At 47.4% G+C, this 24,435-nt stretch carries 21 protein-coding genes; 7 read left to right on the top strand and 14 right to left on the bottom strand.

Features of this window, described 5'->3' with window-relative positions; genetic code table 11:
• Nucleotides 1-2: 2 nt before the first annotated feature.
• Complete coding sequence (locus ATHL_RS06750; protein ID WP_174233924.1) at nucleotides 3-845, bottom strand: LabA-like NYN domain-containing protein; 843 nt, start codon at nucleotides 843-845, stop codon at nucleotides 3-5.
• 182 nt (nucleotides 846-1,027) lie between these two features.
• Here ATHL_RS06750 and ATHL_RS06745 point away from each other — a divergent pair, with 182 nt between their 5' ends.
• Nucleotides 1,028-1,672 (top strand): RNA methyltransferase, encoded by a 645-nt coding sequence (locus ATHL_RS06745; protein ID WP_084001238.1) that lies wholly within the window; start codon nucleotides 1,028-1,030, stop codon nucleotides 1,670-1,672.
• On the opposite strand, the gene ATHL_RS06740 is transcribed toward ATHL_RS06745, so the two are convergent.
• A complete protein-coding gene (locus ATHL_RS06740; RefSeq protein WP_062191255.1) occupies nucleotides 1,658-2,743 on the bottom strand; it encodes a hypothetical protein in 1,086 nt (361 codons plus the stop codon). The genes ATHL_RS06745 and ATHL_RS06740 overlap by 15 nt on opposite strands.
• Before the next feature lie 9 nt (nucleotides 2,744-2,752).
• Nucleotides 2,753-4,795, bottom strand: coding sequence for an aldehyde ferredoxin oxidoreductase N-terminal domain-containing protein (locus ATHL_RS06735; RefSeq protein ID WP_062191252.1), 2,043 nt, complete (start codon nucleotides 4,793-4,795; stop codon nucleotides 2,753-2,755).
• 111 nt (nucleotides 4,796-4,906) lie between these two features.
• On the opposite strand from ATHL_RS06735, the gene ATHL_RS06730 reads away from it, so the two are divergent.
• Nucleotides 4,907-5,995 carry an Ldh family oxidoreductase gene (locus tag ATHL_RS06730; RefSeq protein ID WP_062191250.1) on the top strand — a complete coding sequence of 363 codons (1,089 nt, stop codon included), beginning with the start codon at nucleotides 4,907-4,909 and terminating at the stop codon, nucleotides 5,993-5,995.
• A gap of 5 nt (nucleotides 5,996-6,000) precedes the next feature.
• On the opposite strand, the gene ATHL_RS06725 is transcribed toward ATHL_RS06730, so the two are convergent.
• The gene (locus ATHL_RS06725; protein ID WP_062191247.1) at nucleotides 6,001-7,077 is read right to left on the bottom strand and encodes a glycosyltransferase family 28 protein; all 1,077 of its coding nucleotides are present in this window, start codon (nucleotides 7,075-7,077) and stop codon (nucleotides 6,001-6,003) included.
• A 68-nt stretch (nucleotides 7,078-7,145) separates the two neighbouring features.
• Between ATHL_RS06725 and ATHL_RS06720 the strand changes: the two genes are divergently transcribed.
• The 3 genes from ATHL_RS06720 to ATHL_RS06710 all read left to right on the top strand — a co-directional run bounded on the left by ATHL_RS06720 (nucleotide 7,146) and on the right by ATHL_RS06710 (nucleotide 9,831).
• On the top strand, nucleotides 7,146-7,796 hold the full coding sequence (locus tag ATHL_RS06720) for a YigZ family protein (protein WP_062191244.1): 651 nt from the start codon (nucleotides 7,146-7,148) through the stop codon (nucleotides 7,794-7,796).
• A 113-nt stretch (nucleotides 7,797-7,909) separates the two neighbouring features.
• A complete protein-coding gene (locus ATHL_RS06715; RefSeq protein WP_162787630.1) occupies nucleotides 7,910-9,070 on the top strand; it encodes an NBR1-Ig-like domain-containing protein in 1,161 nt (386 codons plus the stop codon).
• Nucleotides 9,071-9,150: 80 nt separating this feature from the next.
• Nucleotides 9,151-9,831, top strand: a complete 681-nt coding sequence (locus ATHL_RS06710) for a YesL family protein (protein WP_114679472.1) — start codon at nucleotides 9,151-9,153, stop codon at nucleotides 9,829-9,831.
• Nucleotides 9,832-9,903: 72 nt separating this feature from the next.
• On the opposite strand, the gene secF is transcribed toward ATHL_RS06710, so the two are convergent.
• The 5 genes from secF to ATHL_RS06685 form a co-directional block, all read right to left on the bottom strand.
• Nucleotides 9,904-10,827, bottom strand: coding sequence for a protein translocase subunit SecF (gene secF / locus ATHL_RS06705; protein ID WP_062191236.1), 924 nt, complete (start codon nucleotides 10,825-10,827; stop codon nucleotides 9,904-9,906).
• Between the two features lie 10 nt (nucleotides 10,828-10,837).
• Nucleotides 10,838-12,220 carry a protein translocase subunit SecD gene (secD, locus tag ATHL_RS06700; RefSeq protein WP_062191233.1) on the bottom strand — a complete coding sequence of 461 codons (1,383 nt, stop codon included), beginning with the start codon at nucleotides 12,218-12,220 and terminating at the stop codon, nucleotides 10,838-10,840.
• Nucleotides 12,221-12,283: 63 nt separating this feature from the next.
• Complete coding sequence (locus ATHL_RS06695) at nucleotides 12,284-12,667, bottom strand: hypothetical protein (protein WP_062191230.1); 384 nt, start codon at nucleotides 12,665-12,667, stop codon at nucleotides 12,284-12,286.
• Nucleotides 12,651-13,700 (bottom strand): potassium channel family protein, encoded by a 1,050-nt coding sequence (locus ATHL_RS06690; protein ID WP_062191226.1) that lies wholly within the window; start codon nucleotides 13,698-13,700, stop codon nucleotides 12,651-12,653. The genes ATHL_RS06695 and ATHL_RS06690 overlap by 17 nt, the downstream gene beginning before the upstream one ends.
• A gap of 3 nt (nucleotides 13,701-13,703) precedes the next feature.
• Complete coding sequence (locus tag ATHL_RS06685; RefSeq protein ID WP_062191223.1) at nucleotides 13,704-14,423, bottom strand: PP2C family protein-serine/threonine phosphatase; 720 nt, start codon at nucleotides 14,421-14,423, stop codon at nucleotides 13,704-13,706.
• 180 nt (nucleotides 14,424-14,603) lie between these two features.
• Here ATHL_RS06685 and alaS point away from each other — a divergent pair, with 180 nt between their 5' ends.
• Entirely contained in the window at nucleotides 14,604-17,345 is a 2,742-nt protein-coding gene (alaS, locus tag ATHL_RS06680) for an alanine--tRNA ligase (protein WP_084001300.1), read from the top strand.
• 102 nt (nucleotides 17,346-17,447) lie between these two features.
• Nucleotides 17,448-17,864, top strand: coding sequence for a hypothetical protein (locus ATHL_RS06675; RefSeq protein ID WP_062191217.1), 417 nt, complete (start codon nucleotides 17,448-17,450; stop codon nucleotides 17,862-17,864).
• 65 nt (nucleotides 17,865-17,929) lie between these two features.
• Here ATHL_RS06675 and ATHL_RS06670 read toward each other — a convergent pair whose 3' ends face one another.
• The 5 genes from ATHL_RS06670 to ATHL_RS06650 form a co-directional block, all read right to left on the bottom strand.
• Entirely contained in the window at nucleotides 17,930-20,044 is a 2,115-nt protein-coding gene (locus tag ATHL_RS06670; protein WP_201797950.1) for an acetate--CoA ligase family protein, read from the bottom strand.
• Nucleotides 20,045-20,220: 176 nt separating this feature from the next.
• Nucleotides 20,221-22,077, bottom strand: a complete 1,857-nt coding sequence (gene htpG / locus ATHL_RS06665) for a molecular chaperone HtpG (RefSeq protein ID WP_062191211.1) — start codon at nucleotides 22,075-22,077, stop codon at nucleotides 20,221-20,223.
• A 66-nt stretch (nucleotides 22,078-22,143) separates the two neighbouring features.
• A complete protein-coding gene (locus ATHL_RS06660) occupies nucleotides 22,144-22,689 on the bottom strand; it encodes a hypothetical protein (RefSeq protein WP_062191208.1) in 546 nt (181 codons plus the stop codon).
• A 22-nt stretch (nucleotides 22,690-22,711) separates the two neighbouring features.
• Nucleotides 22,712-23,737, bottom strand: a complete 1,026-nt coding sequence (locus ATHL_RS06655; protein WP_062191205.1) for an NAD-dependent epimerase/dehydratase family protein — start codon at nucleotides 23,735-23,737, stop codon at nucleotides 22,712-22,714.
• A gap of 317 nt (nucleotides 23,738-24,054) precedes the next feature.
• The gene (locus tag ATHL_RS06650; protein ID WP_201797949.1) at nucleotides 24,055-24,396 is read right to left on the bottom strand and encodes a rhodanese-like domain-containing protein; all 342 of its coding nucleotides are present in this window, start codon (nucleotides 24,394-24,396) and stop codon (nucleotides 24,055-24,057) included.
• Nucleotides 24,397-24,435: the final 39 nt, after the last annotated feature.

Here is a 24,435-nt window from a genome sequence, read left to right as displayed (position 1 = left end):
GGTTACGATCGGCTGACCAGATCTATTTCAATGGCCTGTATCCCTGATCCGCGGTCTGACTTACTGAGCTCGAACTCAAAGATGAATGATCTGCTTGGAAGATTGGATGGGTTAATGGAAGTGGGCAGGTTTGAGTCGTGGAAGAAAACTGTACCGTAAGGAGAATCGGGGTGGCGGGTATCGGTTATCCATAAAGACGGACTGATATTTTTAATAAAGCGGAGAAAACCGTATCCCTGCTCGCTGTGCCAGTAGCACCAACCACGCACTCGGGAACCTATATCTCCCCAGGCGGGGGGTTGTTCATAACGCCCTTCATAATCAACCGGGATCAAGTTGGGGATGAGAAATCCTGATAAGTATAGGTCGGCCTCTTGCTTCAGCCGAGTAGAAACATTTTCCAACCCAACTACTTCTACTCTACAACCTTTGTTTTGGAGTGCTCTCACCACCTGGATAAAATCACCATCTCCGGATGCAATGAGCACCCGGTCAAGTTTATCAGCCTGGAGCATGACATCTACTGCAAGTTCAAGGTCAGAGTTTGCCTTTGCTATGCGGTTCCCCTCATCATCAATATACCAGTGTAATTCTTTTACAATTACTTTATAGCCAAGGTCGCGAAGAGCGGCGTGAAAACTGGAAGCTCCTTTTCGATATTCTTCATCGTCATTGGCGCGCTCAGTATCGTAGGTGACATAGGCATTTAATCGAATGGGTTCTGCTCCATCACGGCAGGCGAATTCACGGAGCACATCATATTGCATTCGCTGACCTCCGTTCATATAGATGTTGGCCACATCAACATATACCCCTATACGAAGATTATTTTGGATTGGTGTCATACGTTTTTCCTGTAGATATAAATAAATGAATTTTCGAGTACAATCAAAATTCAATTTTTAGTGGGCCGTTTTTAATATTCCGAAAGAAAACCTCCTCATTTTGGTTGGGATTCATCATAATTCTATCATTCCTTCATGAGTTTTCATTTTTATTTTCTCACTGGAGTCACCGAATCAGTCCTATGTTGATTGAAACTTTGAAATGTAAAAACCCGGATTGTGGATTAAGGTTTTCACAACTGTCCGGGGTGGGCCGTGGAAGACGTTGTCCACGTTGTCGGTCAGATACTTTTCTTGTCACAAGTCGTTCATCGGCTTTTGAAATACCTCAGATAGAGAAAGCAGGAAAACCAACTCTTGAAATTGTATTAGACAATCTTCGCAGCGGGTGGAATGTAGGATCCATCTTCCGCACTGCGAGTGGGGCGGGGGTTCGGAAAATCCACCTCTGTGGAATCACACCCACCCCCGAAGCCATGGCGGTGCGTAAAACTTCGCTGGGAGCTGAGAATCATGTCGCCTGGCAATATTACTCTGACGGATACGAAACCTGTATCGCCCTACAAAAACAAGGATACCATGTCTGGGCTTTGGAAGGAGGAGAAAGGGCCAGATCACTGTTTGATACTTCTTTGAAGCTTCCAGATCCATTGGCTCTGGTGCTTGGAAATGAATTGACCGGCATTGATGCCGGCATTATGGATGTATGTGAGAATGTGGTTTATTTACCGATGATGGGAGATAAAAAGTCTCTCAACGTGGCGATTGCCGGGAGTATCGCCATGTACTGGCTTAGATTTGGAAGAATAGATTTAGCGGGAGGATAATTTCCGGCGGTATTGAGATAGACCGAGTAGAACCAATAATTGAAAGATCGCAGCAAAGGCAGCGCTGAATTGATCGACAAAAAAATATAAAAGGTTGACGGCAGTTAAGGAAAAAATCATACTCATGGTTCCCAGTGAAAGGGCAAGTTGATCCTTTTTAAAAATCAGAAACAAACTGCTTGATATGGCTGATAACCCAACCAATCCCTGGAGGATGAGGTGAATAATGAACCAGAAAGCCCCAATTTGCGATCGTACTTCGCCATGAATCACCCCCAAAAAGATCAGGTTTTCTAAAAAGCTTCCATCAGCAGAAATGGCCTGTAACAGACTACCCAGCTCAAACCATGCAATGCCCCCTACGATGGATAAAGCAGTGATAAGGAACCATTTGAAGGTTCGCTCTGGGATACAACCAAGGAATTGCATGCCGGAACGAATAAGGCGTTCCCATCTACCGGGTTGGTGAACAACAAGCTTGAGATCTTTTGAATGGATAAACTGTAATAAAGACTGTGCGAGTCTACCAAGATCTGGATCCTCGGTTTCCTGGACAAGTTGAGAAATTCGAGTCTCAAGGTCTTCCTGTTCTTCAATTTCCAAATCACCATCTAAAATTTCAGAAAAATCTTCCAGAATTTGATAGAGCCTGGTCCGGGGGTCTGGTTTTTCAAATTTTTTCAAGCGTATATAGAGGAGTACTAAGCCCAGGAAAAACGCATAAATAATGGGTGCGGCAACCGGATAAAAATAATCATTGGTAGTTGTAATAAATTTTCCAACTTCATCGATGAAAAGGCCGATGCCCACTCCACTCAATAATGCACTGAGCATGAAAACCCGGCGATGGATAAAGATGAGAGGGAGAATTGCAGCGATGAACAAGGCTAATCCTCCCCAAAGGACGTGGGCGATGTGGATTTCTCCATGACCCAGACGCGGGTAGCCTGTAATTTCCAGGAACAGACGAGTTAAGATAACCGTACCTGCAAAACTGATCAGCGAAACAAGCAGGTATGACTGGCTTTTTTCTCGAAGAACAAGGCGAGAATATGGAGATTGTTTCGCCATGCTATTGAATCAGCTAGAGTTTTTTTTCTGTTCCATAATATCCAATCGAGCTGCCCGATAAGGTGGGAGAATATCGGGGACAGCTTCTGGGCCAGCCATAAAGGCCTCTTCAATCCCTGCGCGTACCTCTTCCCAAAATTCCCAGGCCGCCTGACGTTTGTTCTGTTTAAATCGTTCCAGCCAATTTTGCAGATCGGCATTTTGAAGGCCACGGTCGACCCAATCTTGTAAAAAGCGCTCAAGCATGTCGATCACACGGCCACTTTCCCAGAAAACTACAGTTGGGCCTTCATGATCAAAAATCTCCCGGCTTAACAAGAACTGGTGTTTTTTATAATCCAGGTTCAGATCATAATGAGCGGTAATGATTTCATCAATGATGGCTTCTACCCATTTTCGGTGGAATCGACATACCCCGCTATTTTCGCTGAAAAGCTCGTAAACCATGCGATATACACATTGCCTGCCAAGCTCACGTGGTGCAAGGTATTCGCCTCCATAATATACGAAATACTTTCCCATCATCGGCATGGGGGCGAGCATACCAGGAACCCAGTACTGGTTGGGGGTCATGCATCCTGTTCGGCCATGAGAGGTAAAAACTGCCCGGTCGATGCTTCTTTTTCCCGGTTCATCTCGATGAGCTTTTTCATCCAGGTATTTTGCCGCAAAGCGAATCCCTTTGCGGAAGGGTTCTCCCTGGGGCTCGAATAAAATCATGGAGATGATATTCTTTGCATAGTCAGCATTTCTCTGTGAATCTTTCACCACGTCGAACTCATCAGGACCAGAGGCAAACTGGAAATGAAGCTGATCGGCTGGAGGAAGGCCAAAATCTGAAGGATCTATCAATCCTTCGGTGATTAATTCCATCAGCCAGGATACTGTACCCCCAATCTGAATTGCATCCAGGGCCATCGCATCTACAAAATGGTTCAATTCCTCTGCAGCACGCTGATCAAATACACCACACAGCGGGCCAAGGGCCTGATAAGGTTCGTAATCTTTTTTGTACTGATCTTTGTATTTTTTGCAAACTACAGAGCAGGGTTCACCGCAATGGCTGAATAATTTAGGTTCAATGATTTCTTCGTTAAATTGTTTGAGATAATGATTGAGGATAAAATTTTTATGTTGCTCTAGACGTTGAGAAATTTCGTAATAGACCGAGGTATAGTTAAAGCTCAATAGTTTTTCCTCAACGGTGTGCATGTTAACACCAAAAGTACCTCCGGTCTGAAAGCCAGGTACATATCGATATTTTTCGGTTGCACCCAGATCGGTTTTAATCATGGATTGCTGGTAATAGGTCTGGAAATAGGCGTCGATTTCCTTGGAATCCTGAAGGTCAGGGTCGATCCAGTCTCCTCCGAAGATACAACCGGCAAGATGATGCACCTGCAATAAACGGCTCCCCAAGCCTCCTCTTCCAGCCCAATCGTCAATGGGAGTGATGACTCCTTTTCGGATGTGATTGCTACCAATAATGCCCTGATTAGTGTTTCTCGCGGCGGGCCCGACACAGAAAACCCGGACCCAGTCATCATCATATTCGTGCTTATAGCGATCATAGATGGCCTGTTGAAGGGCATAAAAACCGATAGTACGGTTGCCCTCGTTATCTGCATATCCTGTCCAGATTAAGTCAGGATTGATAGGCTCGAGGCGGATCTGAACATCACCGTTTCGATGATTCAACAAAAGGACTGAATCTTCTGGGGCCGCGCCAATCAGAGTAACAAAATCTACTCCAACACGATGGAAGATATAAGCTGCCCCGCCAAGGCTGGAAATATAAAATCCGTCCCAAAGGGGGGAATAACCAGTAAAGACGAGGCGGCGGGTTCCCGGAATGCGAGATCCGGCCAGCGGCCCACCCCCAAAGGTCATGATTTCAGGATCACGGCGACCGGTCATGTGCAAATTGGTGTGGTACTTATCCCACCCATAATCTACTGGTCCGATGATTTTGGGATTATTCACCGGGAGAATATTGTATTCACCTGTATCCAGGTGAATGATCAGTTCACGTAGCATCAAAGGATATGCCATTATAGACCTCATTTGTGTGAAAAAAATCGGGTCGCCAGTGATTGAACATGATTATAATACACGTAGTGTATCCTTTGATGGTGTGTTATTCGCTTGGAAGCAGGAGGAACAATGGCGAAGTTACTGTACCGGGCAAACGATTTGCGGGAATATGTTGTACGGTTTTTTAAAAAGCATGGAATTTCGGATGAGGATTCCAAAATCATCGCAGATATTCTTGTTGCAGCAGACCTTCGCGGGGTGGACTCGCACGGTGTTATTCGTCTGGACACTTATTATGGGAGCCGTATTCGCCGAGGGCTTATTGCTGTAAAACCTGAAATTAAGGTGCTTAACGAAACTGCTACTACCCTTGCCCTGGATGGTGGAGCGGGAATGGGCCAGGTGGTTGGCTACTATGCCATGACTCGTTGTATCGAGAAAGCCCGAGAGTCCGGAATTAGCATGGTGACGGTTCGAAATAGCAACCATTATGGGATCGCTGGTTATTATGCCATGATGGCCCTTCCATACGATATGATCGGTATCAGCTTTACCAATTCACAGCCGCTGGTGGCTCCCACGTATGGGCGCACAGCCCTGCTTGGAACCAATCCTATTGCTGTGGCGGTTCCTGCCGGGAAACAACGTCCCTATGTTCTCGACATGGCGACGAGTATTGTGCCCATAGGGAGAATCACGGTGTATCAAAAGGCAGGGAAAGAGATTCCTGAAGGATGGGGTATCGATAAGGATGGACAGGTTACCAGAGACCCGAATGCTGTCTTAAAGGGGGGAGCCTTAATGCCTCTCGGCGGGACGGATATCATGCGAGGGTACAAAGGATATGGTTTATCCCTGCTTGTGGATATTTTTTCAGGAGTACTTTCTGGTGCCGCTACCGGGCCGGAGGTTGGGCGTCCCAATACCAATCTCCCGGCAGATGTGGGGCATTTCTTCGCGGCTGTACGCATTGATGCATTCCGGCCCCTGGAGGAATTTAAGGAACATTTGGATCGCTATATCCAATTGTTGAAAGATGCACCTAAAGCAGCCGGCCAAGAACGGATCTACATCCATGGAGAAAAGGAGTTTGAGTTGACTGAGAAGTATGAGCGCGAGGGGGTGCCTCTGATGGAAGAAGTGGTGCGGCAGTTGATTACGACTGGTCAGGAAATTGGCGTTCCTTTTGACCTTGAGGTTCTTGGCAGGGTCGATTGATTTTTTCAGGGAAAGAATCGATCAAGGATAAAATCGGCGATTTGATCAGCTCCATTGGGGGCTGATCTTTTTATCGTCGGGGAGTTGACGAGAGTGGCGAGCTGATCAATCCAATGGCCATGGATAAAATTTGCCGGATCGATTCGGATACCATGCATGCGCTCAAGAACAAAGTTTGTCAGCGGAACGGATTCGGGAAAATGGTCTCGAGGAATAAAGGCGAAGGGAGTGCCTGTGTGGTAGCATTCTGCTAAAGTGCTATATCCCAGTTTACCGATTACAACATCAGCGGCGCTTACAAGATCGGGATGAAAAAATCCATGGTGATGAGGAAGCCGGAGGATATTTCCGTCCCGCTGGCAATTACGCGCAGCCCCTGGAAAGACCAGTATCCAATGATCCGGAAAATGGGGCGGAAGAAAATGATCCATTTGTCCTTCAATTCCACCCAGGGTGATCAATATCATTTTCTCTTCTGGAGAGATGCCCAGTCTGGGACGGATTGAAGAAGGAGATCGAGTAGGTCTGCTAACAGGCTCGGTTTCCAGATCACATGAAACAGGAAGACAAACGGGGCGAGTTTGAATATGGCAGGTCGCCTTTTGGAATTGCTCATGCAGATAATGGATCATTTGCGGCCATTGCTGGTCATTAACCGTGTACCCGTTATAGATCCAGTCCCAGGTGAAGTTTTCAATTAACACTGAAGGTATTTTTGCCTGAGCGGCGATGGAGAGTCCCAGGGGAGCAATGTCGCATAAAACCAGGCGGGTTCCCAGTTGCTGAAGATGTTCAGCCAAACCAGAAACTAAATCCCGGGAAAATGGAATAAACCGATGTAACGCTTTGGAGGTTTCCTCCAGGTCTTCTTCAAACGCATTATGCTGGATTAATCCAATATCCGTTACAATTTTATGGTAAGTAAAAGAAACGATTCCTGATTCGTGGAAAAACCATTCCGGGATCGTGGTGAAGATATCAAAATGAATAGAAGATTCTATCTTTTGGAGAGCGATCATTACAGCACAGGCACGGGCTGCATGACCAAAACCATGGGGGGTAATAAAATATGCGAGATGCATTGCTAATTTTTAGAACCTTTCGATCAAGATTGGTAATCATTGTACCTGGATTTGTATAGAAGGAGACCATGGCCTGGATTGTTCCTTTTGAAACTGCACGTATTGAAATGGTAGTTGAAAAGTCAAAATTCATTGCCACTGCAGGACCAGCTTTCTCGGTTGAAGAGGCACGTAGTTCGATCCAAAATATTCGCAACGAATTTCCGGATGCAACCCATCATGTGCCTGCTTTTATTATTGGTCATGGGGCGGGTGTTACGATGCATTGCAGTGATGATGGAGAGCCATCTGGTACTGCTGGACGGCCAATTCTGGCGGTTTTACAGGGGAGTGGTTTGGGTGACATTTGGATAGTGGTAACCAGGTATTTTGGAGGTATTAAGCTGGGCACAGGAGGGTTGGTAAGAGCTTATTCTGAGGCTGCCAAAGAGGTACTGGCCGTTTTGCCCGTTGCTGAAAAGGTTGTGGTATCGGATGTGATGATGACTATTCCCTATTCCCTCTTCGAGCGCACAAGAAAATTGATTGAAGAATTTCAGGGAGTTATTCTCGACGAAGATTTTGCTGGCGATGTAACCATAAGCGTTAGACTCAGAGAAGAAAATGTTTCTATGTTTTGCAATGGGTTGAGAGATCTTTCGCGTGGACAGACTAACATTGTCCTTGTTAATACCGCTTATAATTCTATTATGCCCATTAAAAAAGATACAGGAACTTGATTAATCCATAATTCGTCTTTAATGTGAAAATGACATTGCATCCGTCCACATATGGTGGCGGGAGCAGGAGGATGAAGATGAAACGTTCCCTTTCCATAATTCCGGTTGCCCTCATGATCCTTTTCGTCGCTCTATCTTGTAATCTATTTGCTCCTGGGGTAAGCGAAAGTGAAGTTGCCACGCAGAGCGCTGCTATCATTGAACAGGGGCGAATGACGGCTACGGTGATTGCATTGCAAACCCAGATATCTGCACTTCAAACCGAAGCCGGAAAACAAACCACAACTGAAGCATCCCCAACACCAACGATGCTTCTACCTACCCAGACGCCATATCCTTCAGCCACCCCGCTACCTTCTTTTACTCCATTACCATCGTTTACCCCGGTTCCACCTCTACCCACGGCGACTTCCATTCCGTGTGATCAGGCGGGATTTGTGGCTGATGTAACGATACCGGATGGTACGGTAGTAGCTCCGGGAATGAGCTTTACAAAAATCTGGCGGATCAAGAACACCGGGGCCTGTACCTGGACTACAGGGTATGCTCTGATCTTTTCCTCAGGCGAAAGGATGGGAGGAGCTTCTCCTCAGCCTCTGAGTGCCAATGTAAAACCTGGTGAAACGATTGATGTTTCGGTGACGTTAACGGCGCCAACATCAGAAGGAAAATACCGAAGCAGTTGGAAACTTCGCAATGCATCAGGGGTTGAGTTCGGTCTTGGGAGTAAAAATTCCGCATTTTATGTGGAAATAGTAGTGAAAGCGTCTCCATCAGGTTATGCTTATGATTTTGTCAATTCTTTCTGCGCGGCTGAATGGACGAGTGGTGCCGGTACCTTAACCTGCCCTGGTTCAGATGGAGATTCTAAGGGTTTTGTGCTCCGGGTCGAAAATGCTGTCCTGGAAACCGGTACGCAAGATGACGAACCAGCTCTGGTTACCCAACCGCAGGCAATTACCGATGGAATCATTCGCGGTAAATATCCAGCCTACAAAGTGCAAGACGGAGATAAATTTCTTGCAATCGTGATGTGTTCCTACAAGGCGACTAACTGTGATGTCAAGTTCCAGCTCGATTACCAGATTGGTAGCGAATCGATCGTTACCCTGGCATCCTGGAACGAGAAATATGATGATAAATACCAGAGTGTCAGTGTGGACTTAAGCAGCCTGGCTGGTAAGGAGGTTAAATTTATCCTGACCGTGATGGCTAATGGAGCAATGAACCAGGACCGGGCGCAATGGCTGGCACCGCGAATTGTGCATAAGTAGCTGGATTTCGTATAACCAACTTGCTGTTCCCGACTGGAGCCTGTAAAAGGCTCCAGTTTTTATGATATGATAGCGAAAAAATGTTGTTTTTAGAATGGAAGATGGTCATGAAACTACACCTGCCTGCATTTCTGAGAGTCTTTGGAAAAAGCGCGGTGGATTGGTATGACGCCTGGCTTGACATGACTGTGATGGGTATTCTCTGGTTAATAGCTCAGGTTACCATCATCCTTGGACCGCCCGCAACCTTTGGTGTATATTACGTCGTTAATTTAATGATCCGTACCGGCGAAAACCGTGGGATTAAAGGGATGTTTGAAGGGGCTAAAAAGTATTTCTGGCAATCACTCGGTTGGGGAGCGCTTAACCTCCTGGTGCTGGTTATTGCCGTGGTGAATTTCACTTTTTATTCACAGGTCAACTCGCCCTTTGCATTTGCGGCCCAGGTGTTCGTCATGGTGTTGACTGGTTTGTGGTTAATGACACAATTTTATACGGTGCCGTTTTTCATGGCTCAGCAGGAAGAGCGGATATTGCTTGCTTTGAGAAATGGCTTTTTTATGGCTGTTGGAACACTTTTCTTTACTGTGGGATTAATGATCCTTGAGATTCTAATCATTGCGTTGTGCGTCTTCCTTATTCTTCCCGCTTTCCTTGGTGTTCCGTTATTTATTCCCGTATTGGGGACACGGGCTCTCTACGATCGTCTGGAGGCCTTTGGGTTAAGGAAAAAAGACCCCGATCCGAGAGAAATTCAATGACGTCGATTTGTTAACGAAAAAGCAAAGGCTGACCTTGCATGGTCAGCCTTTGCTTTTTTAGGGAGTATCCAATCAGGCCGCGGCCTGGTTTTTGCGATGGAACCACCGCCGCCATTCGCCATTCTCCCAGATCACCAGGGTGGGAGCGGCAATAAAAATGGAGGAGTAGGTTCCCATGAATAGACCGACCAACAGGATGACCGCGAACTCACGGAGAGTCACACCGCCAAACAGTGCAAGGGCCAGAAGCATGTATTCTACCGTCATGAGCTGAGTATTGATCGAGCGTTGAAGGGTCTGGACGATGGAATGGTTGGCCAGTTTCTCAAAGTCTAATTTTCGATAGATCATGCTGTTTTCGCGGATACGATCAAAGACCACAACTTTATCTTGAACGCTGAATCCGATAACAGATAAGAGAGCGGTCAAGAAGAGAGCATCGACCTGCCACCCGAATAATTGGCCACCGATTGAAACGAGGCTAATCACCACCAGTACGTCATGAAGCATGGCGATCACCGCGCAGACCCCATAACGGAAAGCATTGGGGATACCGCGAAAAGCAAAGGTGATATAGATAATCACAGCAATTGCTGCAGCACCGACTGCAATGGCTGCCCGACCGGCCACTTCTCGTCCAATGGTAGGGCCAACGCTATCGAAGCGTCGAACGGTAATCTGATCATTGACCTTTTTCTCAAGTTCATTGACGACCGTGGAGCGTAATTCGTCACTCATAAAAGATGAACGAATGATCATGACGCCATTACTGGTGGTCGTCACTTGAGCATCAGTGAGGCCAAGGTCGTTATACACTGATAGGATCTGATCGGTGGAAGGGAGGTTTCCTGACGCGAACTGGATCTCGAGCAGGGTTCCGCCTTTAAAATCGATGGAGAGCGGGAGCCCAAAAATGGCCATGACAATCAGACCCGGGACGATCAGCAGTAATGAAATGCCAAAAAAGACATAGCGTTTACCGAGGATGTCAAGCATGACTAACTCCTTATTCAACCAGCCCAAACCATTTCAGGTGTTTGGCCTGGGGTTTCATCTGGTCAACCAAAACGTAGAGGAGTGTCCGGGTAACCACCAGGGCACAGAAGAGGGAAATCCCAATTCCGAGGGCGAGTGTAAATGCAAAGCCCTTGACAATCGTCGCTCCAAACTGAGAACCAAACCAGTAGAGGATGATGCAGGTAATTAATGTTGCAATGTTGGAGTCTCGAATGGAGGGCAAAGCACGTTTCCAGGCTAAATCTAATGCCTGGAAGAAGGTCCGTCCGCTGCGGATTTCCTCTTTAAAGCGCTCGAAAATCAAAATGTTGGCGTCCAGGGCACTTCCGGTACTGAGCAGGAAGCCGGCAATACCAGGAAGTGTGAGGGTGACAGGGATTAATTTAAACAATGCCAGGGCGATTAAGGCATAGACACCGATGGAAAGATTGGCCATTATACCGGGCAATCGGTAATAAATGGCCATAAAGAGGATAACAATTGCGAAACCGATATAACCCGCCTGAAGGCTCTTTTTCAATGAGTCTTCTCCCAGGGTTGGGCCAATCACCCGGCTTTCTACTACCTTAAAGGGAATGGGTAGAGCCCCGTAACGCATCTGGATTGCCAGGGCATTGGCTGAATCGTAGGTAAATTGGCCAGTAATTCGTCCCTGTCCGTCTGGAATTGGGCTTTCTATCCTGGGGGCTGAGATAATCTTTTTGTCCAGAACAATTGCAAGGTGTTTGTTCACGTTGTTGGTAGTGTAATCTTTAAATATTTGGGCGCCGTTGGTAGTGAGGACAAAATTGATCTCATAACCGCCTTTCCCATCTGTAGAGACCCCAACGCTTTTCAGCTCTTTTCCGGTCATAATGGTATGCCAGATTTTACTGGTTGGGTCTTCAGTTCCAGAAGTTGTTGAATCGGTTTGAGGAGTGGGAGTAGGACTGACATCTTGCCCGGTTTGCCCGAAGTCTGTCTTGATGACAGTTCCATCGGGAATAGGGGTATCACCCAGGTCTACAAATTCCAACAGCCCTGTTTCACGGATGACAGAAATAATCCGCTCCGGGTCACTCAGGCCTGGGAACTCACCCACAATGCGGCGTTCGCCAGCCACCTGGAATTGGTTTTCGGCCACGCCGAGTGCGTTGGTGCGGTTTTCAAGAATCTGACGGGCATCTTCCATAGCCTGAGGGTCAATGGTGGTGGATTCAGGGAGGTCAGCTTCTAAAAGCACCTGAACTCCTCCCCGCAAGTCAAGCCCTAATACAGGTTGCATGCTCCGGTAAAAAGAACCGATCGAAATGCCGGGGCCTGGAAGGTTTAACCAGATCACCAAAGCGAGAAGCAAGACGATTAGAGCCAGGGTAATGTAGTGGCGTCTCATTCCTTCAAATGCCTCCGATCATGCAAATGCCAGCCAATGGCTGGCTAAAGGGGGATTATACTATTATTTCTGGAGCCTGAGGGCTGGATAATGATTTTCTAAAAAAGCCAAGACCTGCTCGAGAATCACTGTGGGAGTGAGAGAATCGGTGTGGATATAATAATCGGCATGGGCGAGAGCATGAGCCAGCCTCCTCCGTTGTTCCAGGTATTCGGCTTCATTCCAGTTTATTTTTCGCCGTTTTAAGGATTCGGGATAACTTACATCCAAAAAAATTAAAACGTCGGGATTGGTGATTTTTTGCCACATGGTGGGAACAAAGGAATGTTCCTGTGCGATATGCCGGGCAGTGATCCCGATCGTTTTCAGGCCCTGGATGAGTGTGGTTTTTCCTGCGGTGCAGGGGCCAACAACGCCGATTAGTGGAATATCAACTTCGGTTCTCATTTAAGACCAGGTTGATATTGGCTGGTGTGCCAAAAAGGGCCAGAGAGGCTCCTTTGTGCACAGAGATTGATCCTTCAGGATGAAACATTGTTCGACCATCTTGAGCCAGGTAAATCAGGCTTGTGTGGTATTTTTCTTCAATCTCGTTTACACTTAAACCGTCGAGGCTGGAGAATTCGGAAATCTCAAGGCGAGCAAGAATGTGAGGTTGTCCTTCGATCAGGATGGGGGGCGTGAGATCGATATTGGTAGCAGCTGCAGCAAAAAGAGGGGCGGCCATTCCTGTGGCGCTCAAGGCGTAAAAGCCAAATTGCTTCTGGAGTAATTCGGCAAAATCATTATCGAAAATTCGAATCACTACCCTGATCGAAGGATTAAAATTTCGGGCTTTAAGGGCGACCTCAAGGTTCAAACTGTCATTCTGAGTACAAAGGATGATCGTTTGAGCCTGCCGTACCCCCGCTGCAGAGAGAATATCCGGGCGGGTTGCATCGTCTTCGAGGACGGGAATTCCGAGTTTCTGCAGGTGATTCCAGAGGTGAGGTTTGGAAGATAATTCGATGACTACAAGGTCATGGCCCAGATCGTGGAGATGCAACACAACCCGATAACCAAGATGGCCTAAACCCACCACTATGATATGGTTTGAAAGTGTGGATGCTACGGCCATTTGCCATTCCTTTCCTCGTGCGCTCCGATTAAAAAACATGATTCCAAATTCGGCCAGCCCCAGTGCAAGAAGACCAATACCGGCTACTGGAAGGATAAAGTAAAAAAGCTGTAAATACCATTCGTTCGGAAAAGGTTCGATGGGTTGAAGAAAAACCAGGGTGAGAACATCATACACACCTTCAATAAAGGATGATGTAGGGGAAGCAGTAAACTGGGAAAGGCGGTCATAAAGAGCGCCGCACCCTACCATTAAAAAAATAAAAATATAAAGGGGACGGCGAAATTGTCCGAGTAAGATTCGGGTATCACGCCACCCAGCTTTAAGTTTTCTCCAGTTTTGCCTCGAGGATATCGAAGGCATAACTCACTCATCGGCAACAGGCCCAAATGGCAATCTGACGACCATGCGGCGAATTTGATCTGTGTTCCGAGGTAATACCCGGAGGACGACCACGCTCATATCGTCATTGGGACGATTCTGGTCCAGACGAAGGGCCTGCAATAAGATGGCATCGGCTATTTGCTGAGCAGTGGGTTCCTGTTCTTCCAGATGAGACTCGAGGAGGGTGCAAATATCCAGTGACTCGCCGTACTGTTCTCCGGCGTGCATCAGGCCATCAGTATACATCACTACCGTCGTACGCCCTTCTAAAGGTATCTCGGTAATAGTGGGGCGAATGTTTCGGGATGTGCCAATGGGTGAGCTCTCAGTAGCCAGGCATTCGATATGATCACCTTGAGCAATGATGACCGGGCAATGATTATTACTGGTAATCACGATGGTGTGAGATTGCAGATCTGCTGAAAGGATGTTCAAGGTGGCTGAGACTTTCCCGCCCCGTTCAGTGTAGAGATAATCTGAAGCTGCCCGAGCTGCAGCTCCATCTCGAACCCCTTCAGCGAGCAGACTAATCACCTTGCGAACGACCATAGAGGATATAACTTTGGCCCCTTTTCCTGATGTTTGTCCATCAGCCAGAACAACCGAAACGCCTCCGTTGGGCCGTTCGACAGTTTCCAGAGTATCTCCGCTTTCGGATGTTGCGTATTTATTGGTCTTTGCAACGGCGATTTGAATTTCCATGAATTGATTTTAATACAAAAGTAATAATTTTTGAAACCAGCTTTTTACAAACGTTCACGACTTTTTTAGAAAGCCCGGTTTGGAAATAATCCTGCTGCTGGCTGGTGTTTCATTGCTTCCATGCCTCTTGTTGCGTATAATTCAGGCACGATTGGGAGAGAAACGGAGATCAGGCGTTATATGAAAAACAAGTTGAGCGGCTCAGAAATTCGTCAGACATTTATCCGGTTTTTTGTTGAACAAAAAGGACATACTTTTGTGCCCTCGTCCTCTCTGGTTCCAGGCGGGGATCAAACCTTGTTGTTTACCAACGCTGGTATGGTTCAATTCAAAGATGTTTTTCTCGGCACGGATCACCGACCCTATAAAAGGGCGGTCAATTCACAAAAATGCATGCGGGTTGCTGGAAAACATAATGATCTGGACGATGTGGGTCGTGATGATACGCACCATACCTTCTTTGAAATGCTGGGGAACTGGTCCTTTGGGGATTATTACAAAAAAGAAGCTATTAGCTGGGCCTGGGAATTGCTAACTCAGATTTTTGAAATTGATCCATCAAGGTTGTACGCCACCTGTTTCAAAGATGAAAAGGGAGAAATCCCGACGGATGAGGAAGCGGCTGAGATATGGAAATCACAGCCGGGAATGGCTACAGACCATGTTCTGTTCTTTGGCCGAAAAGATAATTTTTGGGAAATGGCCGATACAGGCCCCTGCGGTCCGTGCAGTGAAATTAATTATGATCGCGGCGAAGAGGCCTGTGATAAGAGGGGAGTTCCCGGTCATGTGTGTCAGGTTAACGGGGACTGTAAACGGTTTGTGGAAATTTGGAATCTTGTGTTTATTCAATATAATCGGACAGGGCCGTCTACCCTTGAGCCATTACCGGCCAGGCACGTGGATACAGGAATGGGGTTTGAACGTATCGTCTCTTTACTCCAAGGAGTAAACTCTAATTACCGTACCGATCTCTTCTGGCCGTTGCTTATGAAAGTTCAAGAGATGACCGGTCATACCGATGAAGAGCGGGAGAATAATTTCACCCCTTACCGGGTAATTGCTGACCATGCCAGAGCTTCAGCCTTTTTAATTGCTGATGGGGTTGTTCCGGGCAATACCGGACGTAATTATGTGTGCCGGATGATTATCCGACGGGCAGCGCGATTTGGGAGCAAAATTGGCTTAAACCAACCTTTCCTTGCAAAGGTTGCGGAAGTGGTGATTGATCGTTATGGCGATTTTTTCCCTGAACTGGTTAAAAATCGGGATGCAATTCTTTCAAATATCACCCGAGAAGAAGAACGCTTTCAACGCACTGTTGAAACCGGGGTGAGTCAACTTCAGGTTTATCTGAATGATTTGAAGGAACGGAAAGAACAGGTACTTGATGGCCAGGTGGCCTTTGAACTGTATGCAACCCATGGATTACCTCTTGAGTTAACCAGAGATATTGCTCGTGAACAGGGCCTGGAAGTGGATCAAATGGGCTTCCGAGAGGCAATGGAAGCACACCGGGTAGCATCAGGCGCGGGGAAAGCCTTTGGGCCTCTTGGTGGCGAGGATGTGGACATTTATCGTCGGGTCTTTGAAAATTTACGAAAAGAGGCAAAGTTAAACAACGACGGTGTGGTTTACGACCCTTACTCTGCGATTGAGGTTGAAGGAGAAGTGCTGGCGATCGTCCGGGAAGGAGAGGTGGTAGGCGAGGCTTTCCCTGGAGACGTAGTAGAGGTGATTCTTCCAAAAACGTGTTTTTATATTGAATCGGGGGGGCAGGTCTCAGATACAGGGAAGATAGTCTCTACATCTGAGCCGCGCTGGGAGCTGCAGGTGGAAGCAATGCGGAAACCCGCCGCGGGTATCATTGTGCACAGCGGTCGTGTTCTTCGCGGTGTAATAAAAGTTGGAGATGGAGCGATTGCTCGGGTGGATGCTGCGAGACGCAGAGACATCATGAGAAATCACACAGCGACTCATCTCCTTCATGCTGAACTCCAGGCCGTTCTTGGCTCCCATGCTCGTCAGGCCGGGTCGCTGGTTGCTCCGGATCGTCTACGATTCGATTTTACGCATCCAGAAGCTCTGACACAGGAGCAGATTGAGAGAATCGAAGAGGGGGTTAATCATGCAATCCTGGCTAATTATCGGCTTGAGACACGAGTAAAGCCATTACAGCAAGCTGTGGCAGAAGGCGCCATGGCGTTATTTGGTGAAAAGTATGCCGAAAATGTGCGAACCGTGACCATTGGGGCCACTGAACCCATATCGTATGAATTATGTGGTGGCACTCACGTGGAAGAAACAGCAGATATTGGACTCTTCTTAATCACCAGCGAGGGAAGCGCTGCGGCAGGTATTCGGCGTATCGAGGCAGTCACAGGTAGAGCTGCGTATGAGCTGGTTCAGAAACGGTTCCGTATCTTACGAGCCACAGCTGAGAAATTAAGCTCATCACTGGATGAAATTCCTGTAAAAGTGGAGAATTTACTCGATGAATTGGCCGCGGTTCGGAAGGAAAATCATACCTTACGTCAGGCACTGGTTACGCAGCGTTTTGAAACTCTATTACGAAACACCAAAGTCCTGAATGATATTACATACCTCGCCGTAGAGATTCCCGGGGCTGATGTTGATGCGTTGCGTTCGCTGGCTGATCGGTTTCGCCAACTACATCCACAGCAGGGAGTCATTGTTCTGGCCAGTGTGATGGATGGAAAGCCGCTCATTGTCGGTTCAGTAACCGATGATTTAATACGAAGGGGATTTCACGCCGGTGAATTGGTGAAGCGAGTTGCACAGGTGGTAGGGGGCGGAGGAGGAGGCCGCCCGAATATGGCCCAGGCCGGTGGTCGGGATGCTGAAAAGCTACCGCAAGCCCTTCATGAAGTGGAAAATTACATTCGAGAGAAAACGGCTTAAATCTCTCCGCCCCTTCCTGGGGCGGTTTTCTTGGAATCCATTTATTACTAAGGCTGGAATTTTCCAGTATAATCCTCGGGATTAAACCATTGGGAGGTTTTCATGGGAAGAGTCATCAATCCGGATAGCGCGGGTAAAGAGCGAAATCGACTGGCAAAATCTACAGTCCTTGCGCTCCGGGAACTGATGAAGCAGACGCAGCCAGATGATACCAGCCGAGATTTGGCGGCTTACATTGCTCTGGCATTACAGGCAATTTCTGAGACGATTGAAACCTCGGTGACCGCCTGGGAAAAGAAAGGATACTGGTTAAAAGCCGACCGATTCCGTATGGAGTGGGATTGGTCTGCCCGGCTGGGGGAGCAAATGGAAAAGGCGGTTCTGGCAGAAGATTGGGGACAGGTGGCTTTAATTGCGGCTCAGATAGGAGGAAAATTATCAAGTGTTCAGGTGGCAGAGCGTAACCGTCTGGGGCAACCATGGGTAGGGGCTAGACAATCATTAAGAGAAAAAACCTGATGCAAAACAAGGCCGGTGGAAGCCCACCGGCCTTGTTTTTTTTCTTTCCCTAATTAGCGAATAATTTATGGACGGGGTTTCAAAATAATCCGGGCGTCGACTACTTTGACCCCTTTGCCTTCGGCATATACCAGCACGGGATTGGCATCCGACTCGGCAATTTCATCTGCCAGGTCGAGAATCATATTGGAGTAAGCGCAGATCGTCTCTGCAAGGACTTTTCGGTCGCGAGGTTCTTCTCCCCGAATGCCAGCGAGGATGGGCGCTCCACGGATTTCGGCCAACATTCGCAGAGCCTGGCTGGTTGCCACTGGAGCCACCCGGAAGGTTACATCCTTAAGGACTTCGACGAAAATCCCGCCGAGACCAAACATCATCGTTGGGCCAAAAGTCTGGTCGTTAACTGACCCGAGAATGACCTCGGTCCCCCAGGGTGCCATTTCCTGGATGGCGATGCCGTGAATATTGGCGTCTGATTTATAATTTCGCGCGTTGGTCAGGATAGCCCGGTAGGCTTCACGTACTGCAGCTTCGTCTTTGATGTTGACCTTGACCCCACCTGCATCGGATTTGTGGAGAATATCAGGGGATACAATTTTCATCACTACCGGGAAACCAATTTCCCTGGCAATGGCAACGGCTTCGTCTTCGGAGGTGGCAAGCTTTGTTCGCGTTACGGGGAGGCCGTAGGCAGAGAAAACCTGTTTCGCTTCAATTTCAGTCAGCGAATCCCGACCTTCAGCCCGGGCATGTTCAATGACTTTCAAAGCCTCAGCCCGACCTTCCTCTCCGCAGGCGGCGACTGATTCGTTCACCATTTCCTTCATGCGGGCAAATTCCCTGAGGGCGGCCATTGCATTGACTGCGGTATCGGGAGCACCATACGCGGGAATGCCATGATCGACCAGCCAGCTCATGGCTTTTTCGGAACGTTCTCCACCGACGAAAGAAACAGTCACGGGCTTCCCCTTAGTGCCTGATTCATCAAGGGCGGATTTGATGCTTTTGGCAATCTCCAAAGGATCGGTTACAGCAGTTTCACAATACAGGACGACCAGTCCATCTACCCAATTGTGGGCATAGGCGAATTTGATCGCGTCGTGGTACCACTCATTCCCTGCCATCCCGGTCAGATCAACCGGGTTCTTTGCCGATCCAAATTCAGGCATATGTTTCTTCAGCTCGGCCTGAACTTCGGCAGGGGCAAATTTCAGAGGCAGATCATAACGTTCAGCAGCATCGGTGGCAAGTACACCAACACCTCCACCATTGGTGATGATTAAAAGATTATCCCCTTTCATAGGAGGCTGCAGGGATAGGGCAAGGGTTCGATCGAAGAGATTATCCAGGTCTGAAGCCTGAACGACACCAGCCTGCTCGAAAGCTGCCCCATATACCTTGGCTGCGCCGGCAAGCGAACCGGTATGAGATGCTGCTGCCGCTGCTCCATGAGCAGAAACACCCGATTTTAATGCAATGATTGGTTTGGATGACGCCCGGCAAACGTCCATAAAACGTCGACCGTTTTTAAATCCTTCTACATAAAGAGTCACGCAAGATGTATTGGGATCGTCATTAAGCCAGGCGATCATATCGGCAAAGTCGAGGTCTGACATGTTGCCGATAGAAATCAGCTTATCGAAGCCAACGCCCCGGGTATAGGTGGATGCATCAATGGCGATCAACAATGCACCACTCTGGCTGACAAGGGTGGCTTTTCCTGGTAATGGCAGGTAAGGGGCAAACGAAGCATTCATTTTATCTGAGTTCGATAAAACACCTACAATGTTTGGCCCCAGAATCCTCATATTATACTGGTGGGCTATATCGACGATTTGTTCTTCCAGTTCTCTCTTCCCGACTTCGCTGAAACCAGAAGTGATGATAATCAACCCTTTAACGCCCTTCTTACCACATTCCTCAACAGCCTGAGGGACGAGTTTGGCAGGGATAGTCATGACAGCAGCATCAACCGTGCCTGGAACTTCCAGGATGGAATGATAGCATTTCAATCCCAGGATCTCATCAGCACTGGGATTGATCGGGTAAATTTTCCCTGTATATCCTTGCTTAACCAGGTTTTCGAGAACGGTATATCCGATCTTTCCAGGGGTGGTGGAAGCACCAACCACGGCCAGGGATTCCGGGTGCATGATGGCATCTATCGCTGAGTTCTTCACTGTTATCCTCCAAAAAGATCATTACAAGAATGATAAGTTGACTAACAAGGTCATATATGAATTAACCAAACTTATTTTAAACACATTTAATGACCTGAAAGTAACGAATTTTGAAGCCATTAATCATTTATAAACGAAACTGTGGAGAGCATCTCCACAGTTTCGAAGTCCTTTTTTTATTTTAAGGCAGTTTTCAGAAGTCGATTGATTCGGTCGACCATTCCTGCGGGGTCGGGGTGCAAGCCCTCGATTAGGAGAGCATTTTCGAACAGCTGGTCGATGGCTAGAGGTACCCTTTCATCCTCTTCCGGAAGGGAGGATAATTGCTTGATCAGCTCATGGGATGGATTAATCTCAAGGATTTTTTCCGGTAAGGTATATTCTTTTCGCATGAGCTGATACACTTTCTGTACTTCCTGTTGCAGTGATCCGTCTTTATTCACCAGCCGTACCGGTGATGTCGTTAATCGGTCTGTTGACCGCACTTCAGATACTTTCTCTCCCAGTCGTTCTTTGAAGAGGCGAATGAGGCGATTCACTTCATCAAGAGGGAGGGATTCTTCTGGCTCTGGTTCAGGCTCCTGGCTCGAGGTTTGAGGTTTTTCAAGAGCAGCATTGACCAGAGAATAATCTTTATACTGGGTCAGAGAGAGCATAACAAAAGGATCAAGGGGGTCGGAGAGAAGAAGAACATCTACCTTATTCTTGCGATACAGGTCAAGGTGTGGACTGTGGAAAACAGCTCGAGGGTCATCTCCAAGAAGGTAGTAAATTTTTTTCTGGTCTGGGTGGGCTTCCTCGATGTACTGGTCGAGGGAAATCAGCGAATCGGGATGGTTGAGCGTTACGAAACGCAAAAGGGGAACAAGATCTGAATGGGTTTCGTGATCGGTGGCCACACCTTCTTTGATGTATGCACCAAAAGCCTTCCAGAACTTCGCATAGTTATCGGCCTGGTCTTTTCCCATTGCGTTGAGATGATCCAGAAGTTTTCGGGTTACAACTTTCTTTAATTGCGGCATGGCTTTTGATGCCTGAATGGTTTCTCTGGAAACGTTTAAAGGAATATCCTCTGAATCAACGACACCCTGAACGAAGCGGAAATAATTAGGGAGAATGTCCCGGCAATATTCCTGGATCAGTACTTTTCTGGCATACAGTTTTAGCCCGTCTTCCTTCCTTGGGGAGAAAAGGGGCTTTTCAGGAGTGGAAGGAATGAATAAAAGGGCATACAACTGAACCGGCGCATCAATATTCAAATGAAGATAAGTCAATGGTTCATTGAAGTCGAGGGTTAATTGTCGGTAAAATTCAAACGCTTGTTCTTTTGCAACCTCACGAGGAGGGGTTCTCCAGAGGGCGGTTTGTTGGTTGACCTGCTCCTTGTCTTCACCAAGATAAATAGGATATGGAATGTAATCAGAATGTTTTTTAATAATTTCCCGCAGGCGGTAGGACCTGGTAAACTCCAAAGCATCTTCTTTGAGTTTAATGGTCACTGTGGTTCCACGGGTGTGGATGTCTGCCGGTTCGACAGTAAATGTATCATCACCCGTAGAGAACCAGATTGCTCCCTGAGCTTCTGGCCTGAATGAGCGAGATTCAACCCGAATCCATTCGGCAACCATAAAGGCCGAATAAAAACCCACACCAAACTGCCCGATGATGTCAGAAAGATTACCGGGGTTGGATTCAGCCGCCTGAAGGAAGACACGCGCTCCGGACTGGGCGATGGTTCCCAGGTTTTCAACCATCTCTTCCAGGGTCATGCCAATCCCGGTGTCACGAATGGTGAGGGTGCGTTCTGTTTCGTTGGGGGTAATCCAAATCCCCATTTCAACATCAGGATCCAGGATGTTCCGATTGGTTAAAGTTTCAAAATGCAGACGGGTTAGAGCGTCACTGGCATTTGATATTAATTCTCGTAAAAATACCTCTCGTTCAGAATAGAGGGAATGGATCAGGATATTGAGGAGTTGGCGGGTCTCGGCTTTAAAGGGGATGGCTTGTAATTCCTTCTTGTTATCTGACATATTACTCACCTCCATCGAATAATCGACCCTTAATATATCCCCGTTTGATAAGATTTTTATATGTGATTAACGTTTGGCAAAGGTAGTGGTATCCTGTCTGACCAGCACAAATGGCACTGTGATTGGGCCAAGAGAGGGAATAACACCGTTGGTAATTTCTGCATCGTATATTGCGGTAAATGATTCCCTGGTCACTTCTAAATATTTTTTCAAATCTGAGTTAGTAGATAGGCGTAATGAGCCTTTGATGATGAAGGTGCTTACCAGTGCTGTTACTGATTCCATCCGCCGATTGGGTTCAGTAGGATCGAAATCGAGAGGGTCTCTGGCTGGTGGCATGAGATGGTAGGCATAGATCTGGGATAAGGGGATATTTAATTCCCCAAATTTCAACGGTTTGGTGTTTACCGCTGTGGTGGCGATGATTCCGCTTGCGTTGTATAGAGTGATGCGGTCTGGAGCGGCATTGGTTCGCAACCATGTACTCACCCTAATAACTTCTTTTACAACTACTTCGCCCCAGTATAATGAGGTAGAGGTATAGACCATAATTTTCTCGGATTTTTCATCCTGGCCTTTAGGGATTGTTGTTCCCTGTGTTGCACTGGTCATGGACATTCCCTCCTGGAAAATATCAGGCATTGGCCATATAACGCTGGCGAATGGCAGGAATCAGGTATTCAGAGAAGGCACGGCTCTGGTCAAAGTCCGGTGCCCATCCCCAATCGTTACGGGCGGCGGTATCATCAATGTCGACTGGCCAGCTATCAACAATCCTTTGCCGGCTCTGATGAGGTTTAAAGGTGATATCAGCATCGGGAAAATAGGATTTTACGATCTCGTAGATCTCACTTGCGGCGGGGTTGAAGCTGGTCACATTGTATACCGATTGAGTGAGTGCTTCTTTAGGAGCGGCGTGAAGCATGAGCAGGGATTTTATGGCATCAGGCATGGCCATGAAGGGGATCCGTGTATCTTCTCGCACAAAACACTGGTATGGAAGCCCCTGGGCGGCATGATGAAGCATTTCAGGACCGTAATCGCTGGTTCCGCCTGTGGGGATAGTATCAGCACTGATCAATCCAGGAAAACGAATGGCCCGAAAATCAACACTGCTCCGTTCGGGATCAGCGGCAAGTTGGCGGTAATAATGGGCGTAGTACCGCCCTAAATGCTCGCAATATAATTTATTACATCCGTACATGGTTATAGGCTGACACCATTGATCTTCTTTTACTTTTCCAGCGCGTTGTTTTTCGAGAAGATTGGGTAATCCATAAACCGCTATCGAACTTGGGTAAATGAATTTTACAGGTTGGCCCTGCCACTGGGATTGCTCGACGGCTAACCTGAGGAGATTCAATGTGCCTTCTACGTTTACTTTATGAGCTGTCTCGGGGTTGTATTCCGCCTTTGTTGATAGAATAGATGCGAGATGGAAGATGGTGCGAATCTCGAATTCAACCACCATCCTTCCCAGGAGCATTTGATCTAAAATATCTCCTTGAATAAAACGTGTGCAAAAGGGTTTGAGCTCATCATCCAGCGGTTGCACGTCCAGTGCGATGATGTTGATATATTTTTTTTGCCCCAAATATTTTATTAACCCATGCCCCATTTCACCGTTGGCGCCTGTGATTAGTACAACTTCTTTTCGCATTCCTGATCCTTTCAATGAAAAGCTACTGTTTATTGTAGCAGGATATGGATGATGACACTATGGCTAAAAATCACGTTGTTGTGGCGAAGGGTGGTCATACCTTGCGAGACGGCGTGTATGTAAGGAAGAATGTAAATGGAGCCACCTTCAGGTTGGAAGCAGGTGGCTCTCTGAAAAAATATCTATAGGAAGGATCAGGGCTCTACAGGGTAACCTGCATTAATCCAGGCCTGAAAACCGCCCTGGAGAGGGTTGACTTGTGTATATCCTTGGGAGAGAAGTATGTCTGCCGCACGGGCACTACTATTTTCTGCCGGTCAGGTGCAGTAGGTGATTATCCACCGATCCCTGGGTATTTCGGCCAACCGACCTTCTAATTCAGTGAGGGGGATGTTGAGTGCATTGGCGATATGACTGGCTGCATAAGAGCCCGAGTCACGGACGTCAATAAAGATGGCCATGTTCTTATCATAGGCTGACTTCGCGTCCGCGAGAGAAACCCGAGCGATTTGGGGAAAAGGGATATCGAGTGTGCCCCCTTGTGAGGCATTGGTAGTTGGTGCATTCAATGCCAGGAAGATAAGGCCAATCGATAATAAAACCAAACCGCCGAAAATTAAAAGGAAAGGAACTGATACTTGATTATTTTTCTTTTTCACGGGCATATTGATCTTGAACCTTTAAGGTGGATTGAATTG

Origin of the sequence: Anaerolinea thermolimosa, from assembly GCF_001050195.2 — a bacterium.
GTDB classification, from domain to species: Bacteria; Chloroflexota; Anaerolineae; order Anaerolineales; family Anaerolineaceae; genus Anaerolinea; species Anaerolinea thermolimosa.
This window is presented reverse-complemented; position numbering and strand designations above follow the sequence as displayed.

Excerpts from the sequence above, each read along its gene's own strand:
- secF (WP_062191236.1), bottom strand. The coding sequence starts at position 10,827 with ATGCTTGACATCCTCGGTAAACGCTATGTCTTTTTTGGCATTTCATTA.
- alaS (WP_084001300.1), top strand. The coding sequence starts at position 14,604 with ATGAAAAACAAGTTGAGCGGCTCAGAAATTCGTCAGACATTTATCCGG.
- ATHL_RS06735 (WP_062191252.1), bottom strand. The coding sequence starts at position 4,795 with ATGGCATATCCTTTGATGCTACGTGAACTGATCATTCACCTGGATACA.
- ATHL_RS06730 (WP_062191250.1), top strand. The coding sequence starts at position 4,907 with ATGGCGAAGTTACTGTACCGGGCAAACGATTTGCGGGAATATGTTGTA.
- ATHL_RS06685 (WP_062191223.1), bottom strand. The coding sequence starts at position 14,423 with ATGGAAATTCAAATCGCCGTTGCAAAGACCAATAAATACGCAACATCC.
- ATHL_RS06690 (WP_062191226.1), bottom strand. The coding sequence starts at position 13,700 with ATGCCTTCGATATCCTCGAGGCAAAACTGGAGAAAACTTAAAGCTGGG.
- ATHL_RS06660 (WP_062191208.1), bottom strand. The coding sequence starts at position 22,689 with ATGACCAGTGCAACACAGGGAACAACAATCCCTAAAGGCCAGGATGAA.
- ATHL_RS06715 (WP_162787630.1), top strand. The coding sequence starts at position 7,910 with ATGATCCTTTTCGTCGCTCTATCTTGTAATCTATTTGCTCCTGGGGTA.
- ATHL_RS06675 (WP_062191217.1), top strand. The coding sequence starts at position 17,448 with ATGGGAAGAGTCATCAATCCGGATAGCGCGGGTAAAGAGCGAAATCGA.
- ATHL_RS06695 (WP_062191230.1), bottom strand. The coding sequence starts at position 12,667 with ATGAGAACCGAAGTTGATATTCCACTAATCGGCGTTGTTGGCCCCTGC.
- ATHL_RS06740 (WP_062191255.1), bottom strand. The coding sequence starts at position 2,743 with ATGGCGAAACAATCTCCATATTCTCGCCTTGTTCTTCGAGAAAAAAGC.
- ATHL_RS06655 (WP_062191205.1), bottom strand. The coding sequence starts at position 23,737 with ATGCGAAAAGAAGTTGTACTAATCACAGGCGCCAACGGTGAAATGGGG.
- ATHL_RS06750 (WP_174233924.1), bottom strand. The coding sequence starts at position 845 with ATGACACCAATCCAAAATAATCTTCGTATAGGGGTATATGTTGATGTG.
- secD (WP_062191233.1), bottom strand. The coding sequence starts at position 12,220 with ATGAGACGCCACTACATTACCCTGGCTCTAATCGTCTTGCTTCTCGCT.
- ATHL_RS06720 (WP_062191244.1), top strand. The coding sequence starts at position 7,146 with ATGGCCTGGATTGTTCCTTTTGAAACTGCACGTATTGAAATGGTAGTT.
- ATHL_RS06745 (WP_084001238.1), top strand. The coding sequence starts at position 1,028 with ATGTTGATTGAAACTTTGAAATGTAAAAACCCGGATTGTGGATTAAGG.
- ATHL_RS06725 (WP_062191247.1), bottom strand. The coding sequence starts at position 7,077 with ATGCATCTCGCATATTTTATTACCCCCCATGGTTTTGGTCATGCAGCC.
- ATHL_RS06710 (WP_114679472.1), top strand. The coding sequence starts at position 9,151 with ATGTTGTTTTTAGAATGGAAGATGGTCATGAAACTACACCTGCCTGCA.
- htpG (WP_062191211.1), bottom strand. The coding sequence starts at position 22,077 with ATGTCAGATAACAAGAAGGAATTACAAGCCATCCCCTTTAAAGCCGAG.